This window comes from Wolbachia endosymbiont (group B) of Silvanus unidentatus, from assembly GCF_964028615.1.
Lineage (GTDB): Bacteria > Pseudomonadota > Alphaproteobacteria > Rickettsiales > Anaplasmataceae > Wolbachia.
This window is the reverse complement of record NZ_OZ034795.1, coordinates 1-22,566: the sequence shown is the minus strand read 5'-3', so window position 1 is coordinate 22,566 and position 22,566 is coordinate 1. Positions and strand designations below refer to the sequence as shown.

Here is a 22,566-nt window from a genome sequence, read left to right as displayed (position 1 = left end):
TTAGACCTCTTTGCTGTTTCTTCCCATAAGATAAATTCGTTAAATTCCATATCAAGAATGTGCTCAACTCCACCACCTATGATAGAGCTAAGCACGAGTACTTCTAATCTCAAGTCTTTTGAATAATTGGTGAAAAAAAATCCTTTAATACCTCTTGAATTTTCACATAATCAGCAATATCTAACTCTTCAATTGCTTCTTTTGCAACTGATGTCAGGTTGGCAGTCAAAGTCACTTCCTTATTTAGGTCACTACCATTAATGCGTTCTATTGCCAAATAGTCTCTAACTTTTGGACGTCTAATGGTAAGTTCTGAAACAGAAATTCCATCAACTGTTATTGGGTTATTAAGTGTTATAGCTTGCATGTTCCTCCTTAAAAAGTTAATTAAATAAAAGTCTATATCGGCTTTTACATAACTAATTTTTTTTACTATAGTTTTTGTGTTTGATTAACGATCCTTCATACTAAATTTCTCAATATAAAGATGATAGTAGGGTTTATTTTTCCTCAACTTGAATTAATTCTTGAACTTCATCGACAGAAAGACCTGTACACTTGACAATAGTGCTAATATCAACATTATTAGTCAACATCGCTTTTGCAACTTCAATCTTTCCTTCAATCTTTCCTTCAATCTTTCCTTCAATCTTTCCTTCAATCTTTCCTTCTTTTTTGGCATCATCAAGTTTTTGAGCAAGGACAGCCTGTTCATCACGAATACGCTTGGTCTCCTGTTCATATGCTATAAACTCTTTTTCTGACCAGTTAAACCTGTTTAGCTCTTCGTACGCTTTTTTGATTATTACGTCACTTCCTGTTATTCTTTCCAATTCTTCTTCACTTGTTTCATCAGCGTACTTAAAAAAATACACCCACTTCTCAACTATATTTGAAAGCTGATCTTCTTTAGTTTTGGAAAATTTAGGCAATTCAATAAATACAAAATAAAAATCTTTTAGATCATGTTCATTAGTATCTTCATCGCGAATAGTGTGCTTTGATTTATACTCGGACTTATCAGGAAACAGTATACAATCTGCTATAGCAATAAAGATAATTTCCTTAAGGTCATGGTATTGATCACCTTTATCTGCTTGTCTTGAATAGGCTTTAGCAGCGTAATATTGGGCACGTTTTTCAAAGCCTTTGGTTTTAGCAACCTGCATCTCAATTATCCATTGTACTCCTGTTGAATCTTTACATAGCACATCAACAATACTTTGTTTTTTAGCGGCAATTTCAGGATCTTGAATAGTACTTAAAAACTCTATATCCTGTATTGCATTTTTGCCAGTAAAGCTCAAAATATCATTGAGGAAGTGAATGAGGATGTCTTTATTCTTTTCAGTACCAAAGATACGGCGAAATGCTATATCATTTTTAGGGTCGAGAAATTTAGATAAAGCCATAGCACAAATGCTTAAAAAACATTAATAATTATACAGTATTATCAGTAATTTTTCAATAAAAAAGTGGTTATATGAAAAGGCATCCATCTATTCCATTAAATCCCTAAAATCGTTTGCAGCAAGGCCATTTGATCAACACCGTTTATCTTTCTTATCATATTTTCAGCATCGATCTCTATCAGTTCATTACCACCTATAGTAAGTTTATAGTAATGAGCAGCTACAGTACACTTCAGCGTTGCTTTTTCAGCAGGTTTCCAGCTACCAAAGTCAAATTCTTTGAATATGCCTCTAAGGTTGATAATTACTCCTTCAACCTCATTGCTGCCACTGCCTTGTAATCCGCCCCTTAGCGTCAAAGCTACTGAATTTCCATCTATCAAACCAAAAAGTCTAAAAAGTTCTGAATCATATTCTGCAAAAGTAAAATCTGCTTCAAGCTTTTCCATGCCCATGTCAATATTTATTGGAATATCCATACCACCAGCTCTATATTCTTCAGTTTTTATGGTAAGCTTCGGTAAGGTTATTTCATCTATTTTTCCTGCATAACCCCGACCATCTACGAATACATTAAAATTCTTTAAAATCTTCGGTAACATCTCTTTCTCCCATTTTTATAATATTGTACCACTCACAAGATGTGACCTGAAAGTAATCTGTTCTGCCGGATATGGTGGTGTAAACTCGAAGTCAAAATACACTTTCCCGCTTGCAATGTTTGCCGGTGTATTGAGCTCTGGAGTTGCGTAACATTTTCCGCTAATAATCGCTCCTTGTACTTTTAAATTGGCCAAATAAGAATTCACCCCCTCAATTACATCATCTATATAAGTTTTGGTGATATTGCGATCAACTGCCCATAAATGAGCTCGAAGTAAACTATCATTGATTAAATCTGCAGTCCTTCTCACTGACAAAAAAGCCCATTTTGAGTCATTTGAACATGTTCTATTTCCCCAAAGCCTGTAGCCATTTTGATGAATTATCGTTGTTACTTCATTTTCATTTAAGTGGTTTGCTCTGCAATTTGTATTACCGAGCGTAAAATCAATAGGCCTGCTTGTTCCAATAATACCATTTATCTCTTTATTTGAAGGTGAGTGCCAAAATCCTTGTTCGCTATCTACTTTTGCTATTAAACCAGCTACAAATGGGCTTGCTGGCAAGATTTCTTCTTCAATAAGTACCTTCACCCATGGATCAACTACGTAAACTCTTGAGCTGCCTACACTTTTTCTCCACTTGATTGCTTCTTCATCATTGGTATTTGGACCATCTGCTACTATTATAGCTCTTAATTTTTCTGCTATAGAAATTAATGCTGCAACCACTGGATTTTTGCCATCTTCTGGTAGTTGGTGAGTAAATTGAGGCGCAATGAGTATTCTTGGCGCAACATGAACTATGCTTTCACTGCTGAGAAATGCCTCAATTCCCTGATATTCTCCAGTTTCTTCGTCAACTCTACCAATTATATTCTTCAGCGTCTCTTCTTCTTTTAATTTTGGATCACTTTCTTCAACTCGAATAACTACTACTGTTGCACCAATTTGGGAAAATACTCCATTTACTGCTGAAAAAAGAGTCCCCTTTTTGCCAAGTTTTACCGCTTCTTTTAAGCTTCCTGCTATCAGTACTGGTTTATTTAGTGGAAACTTTTGCCCGTCAGCATCAGGTGCAGTACCAATTACTCCAATTACCGATGATTTAGCTGTTCGTACTGTCCTCGCTCCTGAGGTAACCTCGATAACATTTACCCCATGTAAAAATTGTTCTGTCATTTTTTGCTTTTTCCCCTTTAGCTTTCTAAAACCTTTTGCATTTTTTGCTTAAAATCGTTGAGTAAACTCTGCAACTCTTCTTTATCCCTGACTTCCTTAATTTTCTTCTTGGCTAAATCTTCAAGCTCTTCACATTTAATTATTGCTTTTACTGCTTTTTTCACTTTTTCCTCAATTATTCTTGCCATTTCAATAACTGTAATACCACGGACTTTTGCTAATGGTTCTATAATTTCTGTATCCTTTTCATCTATAGATTCTGGTGCTGCTAGAATGCTTTTTGCGGCTTCCGCTTGAATCTCATAAGATTTAGCTTTTTGGTGAGAATGACCTGCATATTGGTGAGTATGATTATCATAATAGAAACGCATACTATCAAATGCACAAAGCTTCGCATTATCCAGTAACTCCTTTTGTATATCTTCTTTAGTACGCTGAGCAATTTTTCCTCCTTCTGTTAAACAATAGCTTTTTTGCCAATCAAAATCTTCTGGTGCTTCATACCAATCATTTTCAGTTGGCTTGCTTTCAAGTGTTGTTGTTTCTACTTGTTTATCATTTTCAAATCTAATGTAGATAGACATTGTTTGTTACCTCCAAATCTCATACGTGTTAGATAATCCTGGACATTGCCAAGCTTTTAGCGTTCTCTCCACATCTACTTCAAGTCCTGTAGTTAGAACATTGCTACGTATGTTATAAATCCCCCACTGAATAAATTGACCATAGTTGTGTACATAATTTGATGCAAGCATACCTTGACTAACTTGTGTTCTGGAATACAGATAAGATGATGTGTAAAGTAATATTGCAACTGTTTTTCCTGCTGGAATCTCCACATTACCAGATCCGGCTAACTTGCTATCAGAACTCGTGTATTGGTAAACATTTTTCCATACTATTTTTGAAATACTTGATTTATTAGAATTAGTGTTATCAGGAGTTCCCACAAATAATCCTGCTCCCCCATACTCTGTACTCGAGTACGATGATCCAACAAATTCCATTGTCTTATTTATGTTCACATTGGTTGTATTTTTTACAAATACTACTCCAAGTGCAGCATACGGGTAATAGTATATCTCATCATAACTACCTGAAAAACTTTTTGTGCATAACTCTCCGTAAATAAATGTTCCTTTACTTCCCTCTATAAAACTTAGTTGTCTTGGCCGATAAAAACTAACGTAATCTGTATTGTACGTATGGCTACCTGCTAGTAGTTGTAACATATAGTCAGTTTTTGTTATATCACTACTCCACTTTCCAAGCTCTGTCGTAAAAGTTCCGTGGCCAAAATAATTATTTTTTCTGCCAAGTACACCAAATAAGAAAGGTAATGACCCTGGTTCAACCATGTTGCGCTTTCTTATTTCATTTATAAGAGACGCTTTTAACTGTTCATCCCGAGTTTTTACCTCATTAGAGATGTTTTCAATTCGAGTTTCTATTTCTCCTATAATTGATGAGCCAGATGGTACATTATTAACAGCACGAAAATCTTCTACTAAACCTTTAAGACCATCTTTATGACTATTACTAATGCTATTTATTGCTGCAATATTGGCATTCTTTCTCGTATCAAGTAGCGATAAATTTGTTGTTCCTTTTTCATCAATTCTCTTTAATAACTGCTTCTCTGATTCAGAGATCACTGCTAAAGAACTAGCTTTTTTATTATCCAGATCAGTTAAGTGTTTTTTTGCACTATCAAGAAGTTCTTTTAGCTTACCATCAGTCATCTGTACAATTTCAGAAACTGCACTTTTGTCGACTATTGATTCCAATGCTTTAGCAAGATATGCTAATTGATCTGGTGTACTGTTTGCTACTAAATCCTTAAGTCTTTTTTGTAGTGCATCAATTATCTCTTTTACCTCAGTCATCTGCACAATGTCAGCAATAGCTTTTTTATCTGCTATCAATTCCAGCGATTTTGCAAGATATGCCAGTTGATCAGGTGTGCTATTTGCTGCTAAATCCTTTATCCTTTGGTATATTGCTTCTTTCATTCCCAAAAATTTAAAAAAGTCTCAAAATTAAACCGCTCAAAATTACTCTTAAGTTGATTATGCTCATCTTCTCTTTCGGTAATATCTTCATCTATTTTTTCTATAGCTCTGCGAATACGTACTACATCTTCCACTGCAATATTTTCTGGATGTGGTAGTGTATATCCTCGTTTGCTTTGGTCATTTGGCATTGATTCAAGTAATAATCACTCGCAAATTTTTGACTTTAGGACGATAGACAACTGTTCCACTTAAAACCAATTTTATCCTTGTCTCATTGCCATTAAAGTTTGTCAGTATGTGTACTCTCTCTACCCAATTTTCTCCAATTGGTTTTCCTGATGTTAAATTTACTAATTGCCAATCCACATTTTTTTGCACATATGCTTTTACATCTGCAGTGCCAGGTATTAGCGCATCATATGTTATGGTGATCTTGGTGTTAGCTCCTGCTGTAATGCTTCTTGTAACATAATCTCCTTTTTCCCCTATATTACCTATAACTAGCTGTAACCCAGGATATAGCACTGGACTTTTTTCTTTTGACCCTTTTAAATTTGCCTTTACTGTTAGCTCTCCAGATAATCTTTCACGCAGTGCGAGCGGTAAATTATCAGACAAAAAGTTTTCTCTTCCCTCTTCATCTGTTAAGATAAATTCTACATTGGTATCAAATGCTACTTTTTCGACGTTCGTCAAAACAATTAAATCTGATACATTATTTACAGTAACTTTGCCCAGGTCAACAACATGAGAAACTTCACTAAATTTTGCAGCTAGTAGTCGAAACGTTAAATCTAAATTTTGATGTGGAGTCCAGGTGCTTGCATTGCTAGATGACAGTAATACTCCTACTTGATATGGCTGACTTGTTACCCAACGGCTATTTACTGCATCATATTTGCCAAGTTCTGCTATTTTGACTGTTGTCTCTGAATCATCGGTAAGTAAAACTATTGCATATTCTTGTCCTGCATGGCAAAACACTGGTGACCAAGTAATACGTGTTGCTGTGCCATCTATCTTTATATCTTTTGGCTCAATATAACTTTCAGCAATGACAGTCTGCGAGGGCATGCCCACTGCTGTTTCTCTAATCTGCACAACAACACGTTTTTTGCCGTTATTTACAAACCATAACTCTAGACCTCCTATGTGTCTGCTCTCATTTAAAGTAAATGTTTGCGCTAAAGGATCAACTCTTCTTGCTGCGATCACTCTTCTTCTTTCTTCTATAGTAATAGTTTTTTTACCAGTATAAGTTGCCTCTCCATAGCTTCCTTTATCCCCATAAAACTGTACTAATTTAGTACCTGCTGGAATGTTTGCTGGTACTTTCACCTTTCCCTTTAATTTTCCCTGGTTGTTAGCTCTTTTTTCCACTTTTTTTTCCTCTATGCCATAGGTATAATAGAAATGCCATCAAATTTTATTTCCTTAAGCTTTTCATCTGGCTCAAAACCTTCAATTTCAAAATTCTGTACTGCTTCTCTCATAAATTCAGTTTCGTATGAAGTACTTGACAGCAGCTCTGTCGTTTCTTTAACATTAAATACTCTTGTTACTGGACTTTTCCAATTCGTGGTAACCTCTGTCCAGTGGTCAATGTTTTTATTTAGAGTAATTTGTGCCGGAACTGGATCAAAAGCTTGATATGGATTGATCTTTTCTCCTTTGGTCTGTGAAAGCTGCTCCAGTACCGGTTCAAGTTCATACGGCAAAAGATATCTTTCCCCACCTTTTTCAATATCTGCAACTTCTACATCTATTGGCAGAACTAGCTCTCTATTTACTATTGCTGCAGACTGCGAAATTCCTTGATCACGCATATCATCATCAAAGAATGAATCAACAAATACTCCTTTTTTGGTGGTAGGTTCTCTTGAATTTGCATCATTGCGTAGACGTTCCTCTGCAACCAGCGCATAAAGATCATTTATTCCTTTTTTCATTGCTTCAAGCTCATTCATCGGTACAGCATGAATAGCATTATTCACTATTTTTACCCCTTCTTTTTCTCCGTTTTTCCATGTCTGATGAATGTAGCAGAGCAAAAGTTGTCCGCTAGGCGCTTTAGGCATCGATGGTCGCCAAGAGTGGGAAATTCCTTTTATTCTTCTTACCACCCCTTTGCTATCGATAGTAATTAAATCAAAGCGGGGCATTTTCCAGGTGTAATCAACCAGAACCAAGCTATTATCAACTGCTCCTTTCACTTTACATCCCTTTTCATTTATATCTTCAGGGCTTACATGAGTGCGGCAGCGATAGGTTATTAGGTAACTACTCCCAGGAGCTGGTTCTTTGCCAGGTAATGACCAATCGACGTTTCCTGCATTTAACTTATAGTCTATACTATTTTCATAAATAACATTGCCTTGTTTAACTTGAATAATCTCAAGTACTGCAGAGTCAGGTATTGGATCAACAGCTCCTGAATATGAACCGTGAGTAACAGTAATAGTTTTCTGAACAGTGATATCTACTTTTTTAATTTCACTTATTGGAAAATCATTAACCTTCAGTTCCATTACTCTTTGGCTATTTGGCTGAAAAGTATGTGGTTCTGATTCAACTGATTTTATATCCGGATCTTCATCAAAAGAAACACGAATACTGTGAGGAAGTTCAATCTCATAGCCATCAACATGAGCTTTGCCCTCATTAATCACAAATATTTTTTTTCCTCCTTCTCCCTCTTCCTTTTGCAGGAACATTACTTCAAGACCATTTACGACGTAGGAACCATTTGCCTCTTTGTCATAACGAGCAAGAGCGGTAGTTACTATATTTGCTTGTGGTGGAGGTGAATGTTCTATTAATACTCCATTTTCAATATTGTAAATTGGGTAAAATTCGCCATTTGTAGAGTTAACAGTAACACTTTCTACTTGGTATCCCCAAATGGTGGAAACTTTAAGCCTTGCTGCTCCTACTTCCTGATAATTTCTTGTACCAATTGCAGGATCACGAAGGTTTTCATCCTCAAGTTCTGTAATGGTAGATTCTACATAATAAACACCTATGCGAACTATAGTACTCAGTGGAATAGTAAATTCTTCTTTTTCGACTTTTCTAACTGCTCCACGAAGATAGATTTTTCCTGATTCAAGCGTAACTTTACCAGTTTCTCTATCTATAATACAATTGCTTCCTGTTATAACATCACCATCACGAAATATTGCATCGCCTATGCCTTTAAGCTTAGAGAGAGCATACTCCTGAGTCTCGTTTAATTCTGCTGACTGTAGACCTCTTCCTGCAAGAAACAAGCTTTTTTCGTATTCTTTATCAGGATTAAAGCGGTTATAATAGGCGTTTAAAGTCATTTTGTTTCAAAAAGTTACAACAAATGAAAAAGTTTCCCGAGTTGCAGATGTTCTGATAAGTGGTACGGTATGTTCCAAAACCAATAAAATCCCATGGTCTTCTATATCTTGAGGTTCAAAATATCTCTGTCCTTCAGGTAATTCTTTTTTTACTTTAGTACCAACCATAACCCCTAGCTCTCTGATTACTCGATTTGCTGCATCCGTGAAATCGAAAGTGAATTTGAGAAAAAGATTATTGGTTGGTACATCAGAAGGCCTAAACCTTCCAGAAGGAGTTATAAGTTCGCCGTTTTCATCACCTGTGCAGAATAGCACTTCATCTGCAGTACGTCTGCCAAATTCATTCAAGAGCTTTATAGAATTTATAGGTTCAGGTGGTGTGCTTTGAATGTACTCTATGGTAACTTTATCACTTACTGGAATAGAGCTATTTTCCGTACGTTTAATTACACCAGTACTGCTATCAACTGTATAGTCAACACTTGGCTGATGCATTGTTTGTCCTGTAACAACCTTCACATCTTTAACAGGTTGATGATCAAGTTTTATTTCACCCTTAACGAAAGTTTTTTCTACTTTATGGCTACTTCCAGAGCTTCCATCACCACTTCCCCAAGCAAGATGGATAGATTGCTTTTTTATGCTGGCTGCTATTGCTGCTCTGCCTGATTGCGTTAGAATTGACATTATCTGTTTTCAACCCTCCTATTATATATAATCGCTTTTTCTCTTCAATTTGTTCAATTTTTTTTTATTATTTTTTTATGGTAGTATTGACGCAACTGTTTAATATACTACAGTTGTCATAATATTTTTTCTTTTGGACAATGATTGCCAATCAAGAATTCTGGGAAGATGATCTTGAAGTTCCTGCTACTGAGTTACTATTGAGTTTTCAAAATCCTGATTTGTGCAAAAGTTGGATTAACTCTCTTAATAATAAGCAATTAAATGTTATTCTTAAACAACACTTCAATTATCAACAGCATTTGTTTGATAATAGTCCTTATTATGACTATAGGTCAGTTCAGCAAAAGCGTAAATTCCTTATCGACAGCAACCTTGATTATTTACCTAATTATTATTTAATCAGCTACTTTAGCCGTTTGAAGTCTGATTCAGCCATAATTGAGATAGCAAAGCCTATATTGAGTGGCGATGTAAAATATGATAAAAAATCTATACTATTTACTCTCTTTCTTATTGACCATAACTTGCTGAAGCACGTCTTTCTTTTTAATAAAGTTCAAAAAAGAAGTTTTTCATCATTTATTTTAAATAATCCTCCAAGACAAAGACAGAGCTCATTTAAAGATTTTTTGTCGAAAGAGGTACTGCGAGAGATATTAACTCAACATGATTCTCTAGCAAATGACAACTTTGAAAGTAAGTTCAAAGGTTTTTTTTACTACCAAGACCGCATTTACTTATTTATACGTCGTGCTAGTGATTCAGACCTGGTACTTAGCTCAAACCAAGTAATACACGGTTACAAACCTGACTGGATTATTCTTGACTTCTCTTTAAATAGCAATCAGGTAAATTTGTGTACTAAAAACCTCAAACGTGGCTTAGAAATAGCAAACAGCATTGCCAGTCGATATTTTCAACGTGAATGCTCATTTATTAATCTACGTAATCAGAATAAAGTTGCCCAAGTGCGTACATTCTTGACTGACTGTGTACATGAATTAATAAAAGACATCAAATTAATTGAATTAAAGTTTACGTCACCTGAACCAAGCACTTATTTTACATTAAACACAAATTCCATAGAAAAGTGGTTAAAGGTGTTAGAGCCTTCAATTGGCAGTATAATCTACAATATTAGTCTTGTTCAACATATAAAGGTGATATTTAGAAACAAAAAAGTTACTCTATCTTTTCATGCCAATACAGACTATATAGCGATCAATTATTCAGAACACGTACTTGATAAAAAAGAACGTGAAGATTTTAAGTTAATGTTTTCCAATACTTATGGACTTACCATTCTGTCAAAAGCAAAATCCAACTTTCTACAGGCAAATAGTTACTAATCTGCTACGGTGGAGTGACTCTTATGATACACCTAGCAGAGATTATTTAGAAGTTGCACAATACCTGTCAAGTCTTGGGTTTGTAAATTTAAGAGAATATTACTTTATAATCTGTGCTAATGATGAAGATGAGTTTGATTTTCATGTAATAAATCCTTTCTGCAACAATAGATTAGAAATTGTCAGCGATTATGATGAAGATTATGATAACCCAATAATGTGTGACCTCTGTGAACGTGATATTTTACCTGATACTTATAAAAAACAGCGTTACTTTTCTTTAGAGGTAAAAGTTAATCATTTGAAAGTTATAGAATGGTTTGAAAAGCAATTAGCAAGTTTAAAGATTACTTGTAATAAAGTAGCAACCGGAGTTTATTATGTTATTGTTGACACAAGCCTTATCAGCTTAATTATTCCCGAATGCTGTCCTGATAACTCATACTCTGCTGTGGATAAGTTAAAAACCACCCCTACTGCTTTAATAACTTTTAATAAGGAGAGTCTTAAGCCACCACTGAATCTACACATTGTTCCTATAGCAGATCTAATTTGCGAAGATCAAAGTTTAAATGAAGTATTGCATCAAACAGTAGAAAAAGGAGTACCAGAATTATTACCTAATGTTTCTTTTCAGGCATTCAATTGCTATTCTTACATTCCATTGCAACAGACTAAGTCTACTCCAGCAGAAAAGACTTTTCAGCTCCATATTAAAGGCAATGACATTTGTGTTAATGGTATAGGAGTTATCGAAACACAGTCAAAGTCTGGAAGAATATTTTTTATTTTCTTAGATCAATTTTTTCATGACTTTAAAAGTGGAATTTCTCCAGAGCAATACAAAACTTTAAACGTTGGAGAAATTGCAAATCGCTTAGAAAACATTCACGATGTTGAACAACAAATTCGCAAACCAATAAATAGAATGCAAAAAACTATAGCAGAGAAATTGGCTATAACTTTAGGTTTAAATGTCAAAAAAGACGATATTATTCAAACTCTGCCATGGTCAGGGATAGGTACTAAGGAATATGGCTACAGGCTTAATCCTTTTACTATTGTTCTTAAAAAATGAGTGTTATTAAATATCTCTCCTCGTTAAATGCTCAGCCATCAACTATGTTTTTTAAAATTTTTTGAATTTAGTCTCATTTGTTGATAATTTTGTATTTTTATTCAATTGAAAAATGTATTTTGGCAACAAAAACCCTAGTTTATACAGAAAGAAATTTATATCAAACAGCAAGCACTGCTTAGATTTTATGGTTAACGAATATGTGCTTTAAATGTGTGTAGACGCACATATTCGTTAACCTATTTTCTATACAGATTTTTTTTATTTCATATTAATTGCTTCTTTAAGTCTTGCATTGGCAATTACTATGATTTTTCGCATTAGAGCTGTTATAGCTACCATCTTCTTTTTACCTCTACCAATAAGATCAGAATAAAAAGCACCAAGTGCAGATTTAGATCTTGCAGCAGCCATAGCAGCTGTGAAAAGCTTTGCACGAACGTTGCTTCTACCACCTGTTATCCTTCGATAACCAATAGTTTTACCGCTTTCTTTTGGATGTGGAGCAACTCCAGCAAGACTTGCAACTTCTTTTTTGTTTAGGTGGCCAAGTTCTGGCATTAGACACACAAAAACTTGTGATAACTTGAGACCTATTCCTGGCACTGTTCTCAAGATTTTTTGACGCTTTTGTAACTCTGGATTTTTATCAATAATTCTTTGTATGGCATCGTTGAACTCATTTATCTGACTGGTAAAAAAGTCTATTGTTTTTTGGCAACTTTCCTTTATATAGTCGTTTTCAGGTGCTGCAAGCCTACATTTCTCTTGAGTTCTCATTTGCGTAATGTCATCACGACGTTGACAGAGTGCAACTAAGGCGGTTTGTTCTTTTGACATACGCACAAATAGAGATAGAGCACTATAGCGTTCAAAACCATATTGAGCAAGGGCTCTTGCATCTGATTGATCTGTCTTTGCTAAAGTTCCATGTGATATGATAAAACTTTTTACTTTACGAGTATTAGCTCGATGTACAGCAACATTCTTATCAACAAGAAAATGTGCTAAGCCAAGCTCATATTTTCCAGTGTTTTCTAAAGTTACTAGAGAATTAGGTAGGATATCTGAAAATTTTTGAAACAACTGTTGCCAACCAGTAGCATCATTGTCAAACTTGATAGCTCTCCTTTGGTTATAAGCTGCAGCAACATTTTTAAATTTTCCGATATCAATGCCAATGAAATTTTGATAAGATGTAATCATAATAAATAACCTCGATAGTTTAATTAATTTAAGATTGTAAACGGGTGCATACATATGTCCCATGCAACTATTCAAACGTATCGAGAGATGGGGCTAGTTTACCTTGATGGCTACGGTTGTAATACCAACTTTCATTCGGTCGCACACGCCCGTGATAGCCCTATTCCTATAGTGAGTAGGGTTATCTTTCCCTCTTATCTCTTTTATATCACATTTTTAACTTACAATCTTTCGTATGCTTCTTTTACTTTTTGGTGAGAGGTTAATGCATCAAAAAATTCAGGACTTACCAGAGCATGTACTCTTTCCATATACTCGCCACTTAAATTATCTTCAATATGCCTTAGTACTTCCATACACTTACGCTTTACATCCGTTGTTGCTGTGCCAAGAGCAAAGTTTACTGTTTTTGCTGTAATACCAAATTCTGTATATAGGTTAAGTAATTCAGACCCATCTGCATCTAAAATTATTCCCTTTAAAGCTCCCATACGAAGATGTTCTAGCGTGATTGCATGTTTGTTTCTCATTGTTTGCAAGTGATCTGTAATTACATCGGCAAACGCTACAAGTTCGTTTTCTGAGCCAAAAGCACGGATTCCTTGAACTTCTTCAGGTAAAACTACATCATCATGTGGAATATGTGGAATTGTAAATGTTCTTACCTTTCTTTTGCCGCGTTTTCCTACTGTTGCTGGTGCTCCGGGTAACTGCGTTGGTAGTAAACTTAATACTCCGTTTTGCTCTTCTATGGTAATATGTCTAAATCTTACTGACCTACTTGGAAACAAGTTTAAATTTTCAACCCGTCCATAATTTATCGGCAATATATTCATCGCATTTGTTAGTGCCGTCATACTAAATGCTGTATTTGTAAATGGATTTTGCATTCTTTTTCTCCTTATTAATTTAAGTTACACTCCCTTGCGGACAATGATCCCTCGTGCTTCAAGTTGCTTTATTGCTGCAGCTTTCTGCTCTTCAGTGATATTTGCTGGCCACACCACTGCATGATCTGCTAGCATTGCACCACGAGTAATAATTACTGCTTTGGTATTTTCCTTTGCGTTTACATCGCTTATTATCACACCTATCGCTGTTTGTGTACCATCTGTGGCAGTTGGATTTATTATCTTAATCATGTTATCTTTATCGAGAGCCACTACTGTACCAAGTTTAAGATTTTGTCCCTTGGCTACTGTTATCTGATCTCTTGAATATAGACTTGATGCCTCATATTTTAATAGGTCACCTAGATTATTTTGTTCGGTTATAGTACTCATTTTGCTTTTCTCCTTTATTTTCTACTTTTGTTATACTACGAATATTCTAAATGCCAGATTGCGCACGACTTCTTGCTACTTGCATCATCAAATCTTCTCCTGAATTCTGTGGTATTGCACTCAGTATCTCTGTCTTCTTCGTTCTCTCTGCAAGTAATTCCATTAAAACTTCCCTTGCTTGCTCAATACTTACACCCTGCTCAATAAATTCTCCTATTTTCTCTGGCATTCGTGATAAGTTACATAAACGTATTAATTCAACAACTTCAGTACGATACTTAGTTAAATTATCAGTTTCTAGGTCAGTTGTAGTTTGTTTATTCATAGTATTTTCTCCTTTGTTAATAAATTCAAAAAATGTTGTAACTCCATCTGCAAGACCTATTTCTACTGCTTTCTCACCAAAATATAGACCTGCTTCAGTATTTTTTATTGCTTGTACAGAAAGTCCTCTGTTTCGTGCTATAAGTTCAGTCAGAATTTCATATAAGCGATTTACTTCCTCCTCTAAACTTTTTAAGCTTTCTAAACTTATAGGTTCATGTGGATTTAAATCATTCTTTCTCTTGCCTGCAAAAATAGTTGTGTATTTTATTCCTTGCTTTTCATCAAACCTACTTTGATCTATATGACTTGCTATTACTCCTATACTGCCAACACCAGAAGTTCTGCTCACAAATACCTTTTCAGCACTTGAAGCTATAGCATATGCAGCAGAGTACGCATCATCATTTGCTATTGCCACAATTCTCTTTTTTGCTCTTGATTCGTAAATAAAATCAGCCAAGTCGAATAAACCGTTTACTTCTCCGCCTGGACTATCTATATCAAGCAGAATAGTTTCTATATCTTTGTTTGATGATGCTTCTTCTATTTCTTCTTGAATTTTCTCATATGATGTCATTCCCAGAAAATCGTCAAAAGCTCCTGGTTTTTTGGTTAAAATTCCATGTATTGGTATTATTGCTGTCTTTTCTATATTGTTCTTTACATAGTGTTTTACGTTTTTAAAGATAGGTTGTTTTCCGTTATATAGTGACAACAGGTCAAAGCTTTTTTGCTCTATCATCATCGGCCTAGATAGCCAGTTGGTTTGTAAAATTTCCATAAAGTAAACGAGATTTATTTTGTTTGTGTCCTGACATCAGAATCAAAGAAAAGGTTGAGAGAATCAGAACGCTTTTGATCTTCTGCTATTTCTTGGTCAATTTCTTCAACATCGTAACCCATTTCTGATACTACTTCCGATCGACTCTTAAATCCATTCCTTACTGCCATTTGCTGTGCTTGCTGGTCTTTCAGTGGATCCACCCAATCAAATCCCTGTGGTATCCATTTTACTTCTTCTTTCGCTGCTTTTACTACTTTTTCATCTATACAGAGTTCTCCAGAAAGTACTGCTAACTCTAGCCATCTACTCCATACTGGTCTGCAAAACTGGAATACCATAATGTTATGTTGCAGCATAGCGCATCGACGACGAAACTCTATTAATCCAGCTCTGATTGATGAATAATTAACGCCTGTTAAATCTCCTGTTAGTTGCTCATATGTTATCCCTGTACCTATTGCTATTGCCCTCAGCTGCTGTCTCATGAATGCTTCATAACTTCCTCCAACATCTGATGGCTCTGAAAATTTTATGTCCTCTCCTGGGTCTAAAAGCTGCATTGTTCCAGGTTCCAGGCCAGATAGTGCTACTCCTTGCTCACTTGCTTCACCTTCTCCCATGATATTTGCTTCTGGATCGAGTCTCGTAATAAATCCAGCAAACATTGCTGCAGTTTTCTTTCTCACCAGCTCTGCATCATCATATTGATCAAGCTCATAAAGCTTCAGCAGTATATTAGAAAGCCAAGGCTCTCCTCTGATTTGCCCAGGTCTTAATGGTCTATAAATATGTAAAACATCATTTGCTGGCACTCTCACTGATTCACCAAACGAGCCTTCACCAGGGTGTTCTTTAAATAGGTAATATGCTTCTCTTTGACCAAGTCGGTTAAATTCAATACCACTACGAATAATATTGCCATTTGCAAGAGTCTGATTGCTTTTGTTATCTAAATGTTCTGATTCTAATACTTGAAGTTGCAATGGTACAGAAAATCCATCTTCGAGTTTTCGATGTCGGAGGCGTATAAAACACTCTCCACCTTCTATCATACTTCTGCATACTAGAGCTTGTAATCCATAAAAATCACTTACTCCGCTACTGTCTGCTTCATCTGTCCATTTCAGCCATAATTCTTGCACCTTTTTCCGAAATTCTCCATCTCTTGCTTTTGATTGCGGTTTTATTCCTATTCCAATAGAGTTACTTACTATTGTATCAATTATATTTGCTGCATATGGATTTTTTCTTACCATATCCCGAGAGCGGCTACGTAAGTGCCCAAGGCTCTGAGAAAGTAAATTATTTATGCTTCCTAACTCTGGTTGAAAGTGAAAAAATCTTCTTCCTGAGCCTGCTGCATCCCACGCTGAGCTTTTTATCTTTGGTTTGTTAAATAATTGCTTGAAGGTTTTGAGCAGCATTTATAAAATTCCTTTACTCGTTGAAAAAACAATTTTCCTCTTTGGCCTCATGCCTGCAACTTTTAACCCCGCTTTTATTCGTTGCCTGAGATCCAATAAATCCTTTATTTGAACTTCCCCGTACCGCACAACATGGTCACCATATGCAATTGAGACAACTCTTTCTCCGCTTTGCAGTTTTTGAATTGCTTTCTCAACTTGAGTTAAATATTTTTCACTGTACATTTTGATTACCAAGCCACTTACTCTGTCTTACTTTTTTAGGTTTTTTACTTTCTGGTTTTTCACTTAAACTATTCCATTTACTCTCTGGCCATCTGTCTATTCCCAGTGCTATCGATGCTGCTCTTGCGTAAACTCGGCAATCTAGTACTTCATTTCTTTCTCTTACCTTTTGCCACTCTTGTTTGGTGTATCCTTTCACCACTTTGCTGACTAATTGCTCTGCCGTTAACTGCTTAAAATATTCGGGTGCATACTCAGGAAAATGACAATATCCAGGTAGAGCTTTTCCCTCTTCTTCTTTTAAAATATTAAGTAGCTGAAAAAGCTCTGACTTTAATATCGATACTCCTACTGGCCAGAGCTTTATTCCTCTTTTTAGCTTTTGACCACCAACTGTTATATCTACTCTACTTGGGCTGCTCAGTGGCACTAGGGCTTTATTTACACCTTTGACTGCCATTACTCTTCCAGATCCTTGATGACCTCTTACCCAGTTGTAAACTTCCTGCGTTGCATACCCTGCATCCACTGCCATCATGCTTATCATATATTCAAGCCCATTTTCACCAATAAAATGATGATTGAGGAGCTCCGAAAGCTTTCCCCATACTTCTCCTCTTCCAGTATCACCTTCAAATACTCGGTAATCTATTGACCAATTTTCTCTGCCTTTTCCCCATGCTACAACTTCTACTTCTAAGCGATCTTTTTGTACATCTACTCCTGCTGTAAGCACCACTTCTCTCCTAGGTACTGTGCCTACGGGAAAAAATTCTCTCCTGTTAAATAATTGCTTCCAATCTGGCACTTCTCCTTTATCTACCCAGGTTTCTCCTAAAGTGGTATTTATCCATACTTTTAGTAATTGTTCACTTTCTTTTGCATGTAAAAAATCTTCTACTGCTTGTTGCCAACTATACCAGCCAACTGGGCTATAAAGACTTGAAAGATGAAATCCTTTTTTCTCACCTTTTACTCTATTAGTAGCTCTCCATTCTCCACGTTCCAGCATCTCTGTCTTTTGATGATTTTCTATCTTTTTACCACATTCTATACATATATAGTGTGCTGTATTTGGATTTTTATCTTCCCATTTAATTTGTGACCATTTCAGAACTTGATAGTAATTACAATGCGGACATGGAACAAAAAAGTATCTCTTATCTGTTGCTTCAAATTCCTTCTCAATTCTGCTGATTCCATGAATCGTTGGTGTTGAAACTAAAAAAATCTTTCGCCGTGCAAATGTATTAGTTCGAGCAATACTGAGCAGTACTGGATCTCCTTCACCTCCTGAATCTCCTGGATACGCATCTATCTCATCAAGAAAGAGATATTTTACTGGCATAGATCGGAGGCCTACACTGCTATTTGCTCCAGTTATTACTACTATTCCACCTGGAAACTCCTTACTTTGTACAGTATTCCCTGAATCTCTTGACCTTGGGTCTTTTACTTTACTTTTTAAACATGGTGTACTCTCTATTAACGGTGCAAATCTTCCCTTCGACCAACGTTTTCCCATTTCAACTGTTGGCTGTACTACCAGCATTGGACCTGGTGTTTGATCGATGATATAGCCAATCCAATTGTTGCCAGCTTCTGTTCCCCCAATCTGCGCTCCTTTCATGAATACTACTTTTTCTGCAGGTGAAGATGGAGAAAGTGAATCCATGATTTCTTTTAAATAAGGAGTTCTTTCTGTTCTCCATTTTCCTGGCTCTGATGCTGCAGTTGGCGCTAAAACTCGATACTCATTCGCCCACTCTGATACTTTAAGGTGCGGATCTGGCCTTAAACCTTCAGAAAAAGATGTAGCGTATATCATATTGCTAGCTCTTCACCATCATTAGATGATACTTCAACATCACTTAAAATAGAACTGCACTCACTTGTTTTCTCACTTTCGAGTTCAATAAACATTTTCTTTTCAAGTGCTTCTTCTATATACTTCTGAATTAAATTACTCATTATTATTGCAGCTATGAGCGCAACTATTCCCACCATTACCGCAGCTATAATGTTAGGGTAAATTCCTACTATCGCTATTGCGCATATTGTTATAGTGACACAGATGATATTGGTATATTTCTTTATTTTTTTGTCTGCTATTTTCCTTTCTTCAAAATATTTATTGCTCAATAAATGAAATGTTGGAAAGTTCTTCTGTCTTCCAAATAACACTATTTCTTTCTCTTTACTCAGTAGTTCTATTAATTTTGCATTGTTCGTTATTATTGCATACTGAAAAACATCCGTGGCATCTGCTCCTCTCTTTAGCAACAACTTTACTACGTTAAAGTGACCATGCTTTGCAGCAACATAAATTCCCGTTTTTCCACTCTCATCTACAGCATCTATTTCAACTCCTTCACCAAGAATACCGTCTATTAGGTCTTCATATCCTTTTCTGGCAGCTAAATGAAGCAAACTGTTTTTATCAGCTCCGTATCTATTACTTGCTAAAATCTTTACTATATCTAATCTATTTGCTTCTTTTGCATAACAAAATGGTGTCTTGCCATTATCATCCTTAATTAAAGGATCTATATCTTCTCGAGTTAGTAAAACTTCTATTGTTTTAAGTCTTTCAGCGTAATGTAGAGGTGTTTTATTTTCATAATCTTGTAAATTAACCCCAGCATTAGGAACATTTATTAAGCATCTTACAATATCTAAACATAAGTCCCTTTCGTCGTAATTACTACTACTTATAGCTACGTGCAAAGAAGATAATTTCATTGCATTTCTGCCGCTACCAGCTATATTGACATTCGCACCAAGATTTGAAAGTAATTTTACTACTTCTAGCTTCTTGTTGTTCACTGCATAATGCATTGCTGCATGATTTCTCACGTCAAGAACATCCTTATCCGCGTTTCCTTCTCTAATTAAAATTTCTACTATTTCTTCATGTCCAGCTCCTGCCGCTAAGTGTAATGGTGTATGTAGTAAAGCATTCTGCTCATTAACATTAACTCCTTTGTTAAGTAAAAATCTTACAGCATTTGCTTCATTCAACATCGCAGCTAAGTGAAGCAAGCTATCTCCCTCTGATCCATATTTATGATTGATTAGTGCTTGTAATATTTCTTCTCTTGCACAAGAAAGCGCACTTTTACCATCATCATCAGCGATCAGTGGATTAATATTTTTCCTGTTCAGTAAGAGTGCAACCATACTAAGCTCGTTAATTTCTACTGCATAATGCAGCGGTGTCCTTCCATTTAATCCTCTAACGTTTACATCTACTCCTGGCTGATTAATGAGACACTTTATTAATTCTAAACTTAACTTAGCAGACATTATTAAAATTTAGCGTTAGATAATTCTTCAAGTGAGTTTGTAATCTCTTCAGTTAGCGTCTTATGAATCTTTTCAGTGTCACTCAGTGATGCAAGCAGTGCTGAAACCCTATTTGGAATATTAAGCAAATTATTACGGACAACTCTTGCTACATTAAATGCATCGCGCTTTACTTCCTCTACTGCTACAAGTTCACCAATCTCAGCTTTTGCTTTTGCCTCCAATAATCTACCCCGCTCCATCTCATTTTTTATTCGCGTTTTTAGCAACATTGTAGAAAGGTTATTTGTATTTTCTGGATTTTTCCTCCTAAGTGGCTGACTTGGATCTCTTATTGTTTCTATAGCCCTGTTTGCTTGTTCTCGGTCAATGAGTCCATCCTCCAGCTCAACTATTCCTTTTTTTACTAAATAACAGACATATTGCTTTGATACTCCTATCTCTCTTGCCCATTCTGTTTGTGTGATTTTTTCCACTCTTTTTGCTCCTTTTTACGAATTTTCTTCTTGAATTTCTGCAAAAGTTTTACCAGTACTGGCTAAAATGGCATCTCTTCCGGTATATATTTGCCAACGTTTTATGGTTACATCTACAAATTTTGAATCTAGCTCTATTGTTCTGCAAATTCTTCCTGTTCTCTCACATGCAATCAGTGTGCTGCCAGAGCCACTAAATGGATCAAGTACTATGTCTCCTGGTCTGCTGCTGTTTACTATTGCTCTCTCCATTAGCTCTACTGGCTTCATCGTTGGATGTAATGTATTGTGCGTTGGCTTATCATAAAACCACAGATCACTTTGATTTCTACCGCCATGCCACTCACGTTTATTGCCACTCTTCCATCCATAGAGCATTGCTTCGTATTGTCTTTGATAATCAGACCTGCCTAGCGTAAAATGATTCTTTGCCCAAATAATAAATGTTGACCATTTTCCTCCCGCTTCCTCAAATGCTTTTTGCAACGTTGAAAACTCTGATGATGATATACAGATATAAATCGCACCTTTGGTGTATGCTAAAATATTGGAACAGATGTCATAGAGAAAAAGTTCGTACTTTTCACCTTGATTATCATTTAATATTTTTTTATCTTCTCTCTCTTGACTACTACCATAATCAACGTTATATGGAGGATCACAAACAGTAATGTCTGCCATTTTATCATCTAACAGCGCTTTATATGATTCAACTACAGAGCTATCACCACAATAGATTCGATGATCACCTAAAATCCAAAGATCACCTGGTTTTGTTATTTCTACTTTTTTGTCATCAACAACTAAGTCAGAAAGATCTTCTTCTTCACCATCTAAATCATCAAGAAAGTTTTGAACTTTTTCTAATTCAAATCCAGTCATTTTAAGATCAAATTGTAAATCTTCTAATTCTTGAATTTCCACCTTCAAAAGATCATCATCCCACTTTGCCCAATTAGCTGATTGATTTGCCAGTAATCGAAAAGCTTTGGTTTGTGGTTCATTTAGATTATCACTTAAGACCACTGGAATACTTTCCATACCAAGTTTTCTTGCTGCTTTAAGTCTTAAATGACCATCAACCACAGTACCATCACTTTTTGCAACTATTGGAATACGAAAGCCGAATTCCCTGATTGAAGCACACATTCTGTTTACTACATCATCATTTTTACGAGGATTACGCTTATATTCGACGAGGTTTTCAACAGGATAGTAGTGGATTGCTAAATTCATATCTTAATAATTAAAAAGTTAATATTCAAAATATCTCTGACGCTAAAGAAGGCCTGAGGTCAAACCCACCAAACCCGCCATTATGGCCGAAAGGACCCACTTTTTATGGATTTTTCGTCTTGTTAATATTTTTCCATAACATAGAACATCAAAGCTAAAGCATCTGCTTGATTATCATCTCTAGGTGAAAAACCTTTTTCACGTATCGCTTCAATAACTTCACTCTTACTTGCATTGCCTTTGCCTGTGATAAAGCGTTTTATAGTCTTAACAGGAACACTCTGATAGGGAATATGATTCTCTTCACACCAAGCAGAGAGAACTGCAAGAAAACCACCATAACAATGCGCTGCATCAGTTCCAAGGTGTCTTCTCACTTCCTCAAAATAAACTGTTTCAATACTTGGAAATTTTTCTTTCATTTCATTCAACCACTTACGAAAATTTAGAAATACCATGCCACCTCCACTAAAACGACTAGTATGAAAACTCTCACTGCCACTTTGAACTATTCCATCATGTAGAATAGCCCATCCGGTTTGTTTCCCTAAATCTAGTGTTAGTATTGACATTCTGTAAGATATTTGTTTGGAGGTAGCCTAAGCAATAACATGGACACTTAAGTTACCTCTTGAAAATAGT

The 22,566-nt window shown here is 35.7% G+C and carries 22 protein-coding genes and 1 pseudogene; 2 read left to right on the top strand and 21 right to left on the bottom strand.

Going from position 1 to position 22,566, the window contains the following annotated elements; all coding sequences use genetic code 11:
* Positions 1-109: 109 nt before the first annotated feature.
* From ABWU65_RS00115 to ABWU65_RS00070, 10 genes are all read right to left on the bottom strand, one after another.
* Positions 110-367 (bottom strand): phage tail assembly protein, encoded by a 258-nt coding sequence (locus ABWU65_RS00115; RefSeq protein WP_017532593.1) that lies wholly within the window; start codon positions 365-367, stop codon positions 110-112.
* Between the two features lie 133 nt (positions 368-500).
* A complete protein-coding gene (locus ABWU65_RS00110) occupies positions 501-1,412 on the bottom strand; it encodes an Rpn family recombination-promoting nuclease/putative transposase (RefSeq protein WP_172758475.1) in 912 nt (303 codons plus the stop codon).
* A gap of 95 nt (positions 1,413-1,507) precedes the next feature.
* A complete protein-coding gene (locus tag ABWU65_RS00105) occupies positions 1,508-2,014 on the bottom strand; it encodes a phage major tail tube protein (protein WP_353279991.1) in 507 nt (168 codons plus the stop codon).
* A 15-nt stretch (positions 2,015-2,029) separates the two neighbouring features.
* Positions 2,030-3,196, bottom strand: a complete 1,167-nt coding sequence (locus ABWU65_RS00100; RefSeq protein ID WP_353279990.1) for a phage tail sheath subtilisin-like domain-containing protein — start codon at positions 3,194-3,196, stop codon at positions 2,030-2,032.
* Between the two features lie 17 nt (positions 3,197-3,213).
* Positions 3,214-3,780, bottom strand: coding sequence for a hypothetical protein (locus ABWU65_RS00095; protein WP_353279989.1), 567 nt, complete (start codon positions 3,778-3,780; stop codon positions 3,214-3,216).
* 6 nt (positions 3,781-3,786) lie between these two features.
* Positions 3,787-5,208, bottom strand: a complete 1,422-nt coding sequence (locus ABWU65_RS00090) for a hypothetical protein (RefSeq protein ID WP_353279988.1) — start codon at positions 5,206-5,208, stop codon at positions 3,787-3,789.
* On the bottom strand, positions 5,205-5,399 hold the full coding sequence (locus ABWU65_RS00085; RefSeq protein WP_264735741.1) for a hypothetical protein: 195 nt from the start codon (positions 5,397-5,399) through the stop codon (positions 5,205-5,207). Before ABWU65_RS00085 ends, ABWU65_RS00090 begins: the two co-directional genes overlap by 4 nt.
* Before the next feature lie 4 nt (positions 5,400-5,403).
* Positions 5,404-6,591: a hypothetical protein gene (locus ABWU65_RS00080; protein WP_353279987.1), complete on the bottom strand. Its 1,188-nt coding sequence runs from the start codon at positions 6,589-6,591 to the stop codon at positions 5,404-5,406.
* 11 nt (positions 6,592-6,602) lie between these two features.
* On the bottom strand, positions 6,603-8,537 hold the full coding sequence (locus tag ABWU65_RS00075; protein ID WP_353279986.1) for a DUF4815 domain-containing protein: 1,935 nt from the start codon (positions 8,535-8,537) through the stop codon (positions 6,603-6,605).
* 6 nt (positions 8,538-8,543) lie between these two features.
* Positions 8,544-9,227 carry a hypothetical protein gene (locus tag ABWU65_RS00070; protein WP_264336571.1) on the bottom strand — a complete coding sequence of 228 codons (684 nt, stop codon included), beginning with the start codon at positions 9,225-9,227 and terminating at the stop codon, positions 8,544-8,546.
* Positions 9,228-9,367: 140 nt separating this feature from the next.
* Between ABWU65_RS00070 and ABWU65_RS00065 the strand changes: the two genes are divergently transcribed.
* Both ABWU65_RS00065 and ABWU65_RS00060 read left to right on the top strand, forming a co-directional pair.
* Positions 9,368-10,579, top strand: coding sequence for a hypothetical protein (locus tag ABWU65_RS00065; RefSeq protein ID WP_007301877.1), 1,212 nt, complete (start codon positions 9,368-9,370; stop codon positions 10,577-10,579).
* Positions 10,521-11,657: a hypothetical protein gene (locus tag ABWU65_RS00060; RefSeq protein ID WP_007303017.1), complete on the top strand. Its 1,137-nt coding sequence runs from the start codon at positions 10,521-10,523 to the stop codon at positions 11,655-11,657. Before ABWU65_RS00065 ends, ABWU65_RS00060 begins: the two co-directional genes overlap by 59 nt.
* A 261-nt stretch (positions 11,658-11,918) precedes the next feature.
* On the opposite strand, the gene ABWU65_RS00055 is transcribed toward ABWU65_RS00060, so the two are convergent.
* From ABWU65_RS00055 to ABWU65_RS00005, 11 genes and pseudogenes are all read right to left on the bottom strand, one after another.
* Positions 11,919-12,863: an IS110 family transposase gene (locus tag ABWU65_RS00055; RefSeq protein WP_353279985.1), complete on the bottom strand. Its 945-nt coding sequence runs from the start codon at positions 12,861-12,863 to the stop codon at positions 11,919-11,921.
* Positions 12,864-13,090: 227 nt separating this feature from the next.
* A pseudogene (locus tag ABWU65_RS00050) lies at positions 13,091-13,753 on the bottom strand (major capsid protein); the annotation flags it as partial.
* 24 nt (positions 13,754-13,777) lie between these two features.
* On the bottom strand, positions 13,778-14,146 hold the full coding sequence (locus ABWU65_RS00045; protein ID WP_172758369.1) for a head decoration protein: 369 nt from the start codon (positions 14,144-14,146) through the stop codon (positions 13,778-13,780).
* A 46-nt stretch (positions 14,147-14,192) separates the two neighbouring features.
* Positions 14,193-15,254, bottom strand: a complete 1,062-nt coding sequence (locus ABWU65_RS00040) for a S49 family peptidase (protein WP_264685443.1) — start codon at positions 15,252-15,254, stop codon at positions 14,193-14,195.
* A gap of 14 nt (positions 15,255-15,268) precedes the next feature.
* Positions 15,269-16,681: a phage portal protein gene (locus ABWU65_RS00035; RefSeq protein WP_353279984.1), complete on the bottom strand. Its 1,413-nt coding sequence runs from the start codon at positions 16,679-16,681 to the stop codon at positions 15,269-15,271.
* The gene (locus tag ABWU65_RS00030; protein ID WP_264687029.1) at positions 16,682-16,906 is read right to left on the bottom strand and encodes a gpW family protein; all 225 of its coding nucleotides are present in this window, start codon (positions 16,904-16,906) and stop codon (positions 16,682-16,684) included.
* A complete protein-coding gene (locus ABWU65_RS00025) occupies positions 16,896-18,734 on the bottom strand; it encodes a phage terminase large subunit family protein (protein WP_353279983.1) in 1,839 nt (612 codons plus the stop codon). Before ABWU65_RS00025 ends, ABWU65_RS00030 begins: the two co-directional genes overlap by 11 nt.
* Entirely contained in the window at positions 18,731-20,212 is a 1,482-nt protein-coding gene (locus ABWU65_RS00020; protein ID WP_353279982.1) for an ankyrin repeat domain-containing protein, read from the bottom strand. Before ABWU65_RS00020 ends, ABWU65_RS00025 begins: the two co-directional genes overlap by 4 nt.
* 2 nt (positions 20,213-20,214) lie before the next feature.
* Positions 20,215-20,688, bottom strand: coding sequence for a hypothetical protein (locus tag ABWU65_RS00015; RefSeq protein ID WP_353279981.1), 474 nt, complete (start codon positions 20,686-20,688; stop codon positions 20,215-20,217).
* Positions 20,689-20,703: 15 nt separating this feature from the next.
* Complete coding sequence (locus tag ABWU65_RS00010) at positions 20,704-21,924, bottom strand: DNA modification methylase (RefSeq protein ID WP_353279980.1); 1,221 nt, start codon at positions 21,922-21,924, stop codon at positions 20,704-20,706.
* Between the two features lie 122 nt (positions 21,925-22,046).
* Positions 22,047-22,496 carry a crossover junction endodeoxyribonuclease RuvC gene (locus ABWU65_RS00005; RefSeq protein WP_353279979.1) on the bottom strand — a complete coding sequence of 150 codons (450 nt, stop codon included), beginning with the start codon at positions 22,494-22,496 and terminating at the stop codon, positions 22,047-22,049.
* Positions 22,497-22,566: the final 70 nt, after the last annotated feature.

Bases quoted from the DNA above. Each gene is read 5' to 3' on its own strand.
- ABWU65_RS00100 (WP_353279990.1), bottom strand. From the start codon at position 3,196: ATGACAGAACAATTTTTACATGGGGTAAATGTTATCGAGGTTACCTCA.
- ABWU65_RS00020 (WP_353279982.1), bottom strand. From the start codon at position 20,212: ATGTCTGCTAAGTTAAGTTTAGAATTAATAAAGTGTCTCATTAATCAG.
- ABWU65_RS00105 (WP_353279991.1), bottom strand. From the start codon at position 2,014: ATGTTACCGAAGATTTTAAAGAATTTTAATGTATTCGTAGATGGTCGG.
- ABWU65_RS00070 (WP_264336571.1), bottom strand. From the start codon at position 9,227: ATGTCAATTCTAACGCAATCAGGCAGAGCAGCAATAGCAGCCAGCATA.
- ABWU65_RS00035 (WP_353279984.1), bottom strand. From the start codon at position 16,681: ATGCTGCTCAAAACCTTCAAGCAATTATTTAACAAACCAAAGATAAAA.
- ABWU65_RS00060 (WP_007303017.1), top strand. From the start codon at position 10,521: ATGGACTTACCATTCTGTCAAAAGCAAAATCCAACTTTCTACAGGCAA.
- ABWU65_RS00055 (WP_353279985.1), bottom strand. From the start codon at position 12,863: ATGATTACATCTTATCAAAATTTCATTGGCATTGATATCGGAAAATTT.
- ABWU65_RS00090 (WP_353279988.1), bottom strand. From the start codon at position 5,208: ATGAAAGAAGCAATATACCAAAGGATAAAGGATTTAGCAGCAAATAGC.
- ABWU65_RS00005 (WP_353279979.1), bottom strand. From the start codon at position 22,496: ATGTCAATACTAACACTAGATTTAGGGAAACAAACCGGATGGGCTATT.
- ABWU65_RS00010 (WP_353279980.1), bottom strand. From the start codon at position 21,924: ATGAATTTAGCAATCCACTACTATCCTGTTGAAAACCTCGTCGAATAT.
- ABWU65_RS00085 (WP_264735741.1), bottom strand. From the start codon at position 5,399: ATGCCAAATGACCAAAGCAAACGAGGATATACACTACCACATCCAGAA.
- ABWU65_RS00025 (WP_353279983.1), bottom strand. From the start codon at position 18,734: ATGATATACGCTACATCTTTTTCTGAAGGTTTAAGGCCAGATCCGCAC.
- ABWU65_RS00110 (WP_172758475.1), bottom strand. From the start codon at position 1,412: ATGGCTTTATCTAAATTTCTCGACCCTAAAAATGATATAGCATTTCGC.
- ABWU65_RS00045 (WP_172758369.1), bottom strand. From the start codon at position 14,146: ATGAGTACTATAACCGAACAAAATAATCTAGGTGACCTATTAAAATAT.
- ABWU65_RS00075 (WP_353279986.1), bottom strand. From the start codon at position 8,537: ATGACTTTAAACGCCTATTATAACCGCTTTAATCCTGATAAAGAATAC.
- ABWU65_RS00095 (WP_353279989.1), bottom strand. From the start codon at position 3,780: ATGTCTATCTACATTAGATTTGAAAATGATAAACAAGTAGAAACAACA.
- ABWU65_RS00065 (WP_007301877.1), top strand. From the start codon at position 9,368: ATGATTGCCAATCAAGAATTCTGGGAAGATGATCTTGAAGTTCCTGCT.
- ABWU65_RS00115 (WP_017532593.1), bottom strand. From the start codon at position 367: ATGCAAGCTATAACACTTAATAACCCAATAACAGTTGATGGAATTTCT.
- ABWU65_RS00040 (WP_264685443.1), bottom strand. From the start codon at position 15,254: ATGGAAATTTTACAAACCAACTGGCTATCTAGGCCGATGATGATAGAG.
- ABWU65_RS00030 (WP_264687029.1), bottom strand. From the start codon at position 16,906: ATGTACAGTGAAAAATATTTAACTCAAGTTGAGAAAGCAATTCAAAAA.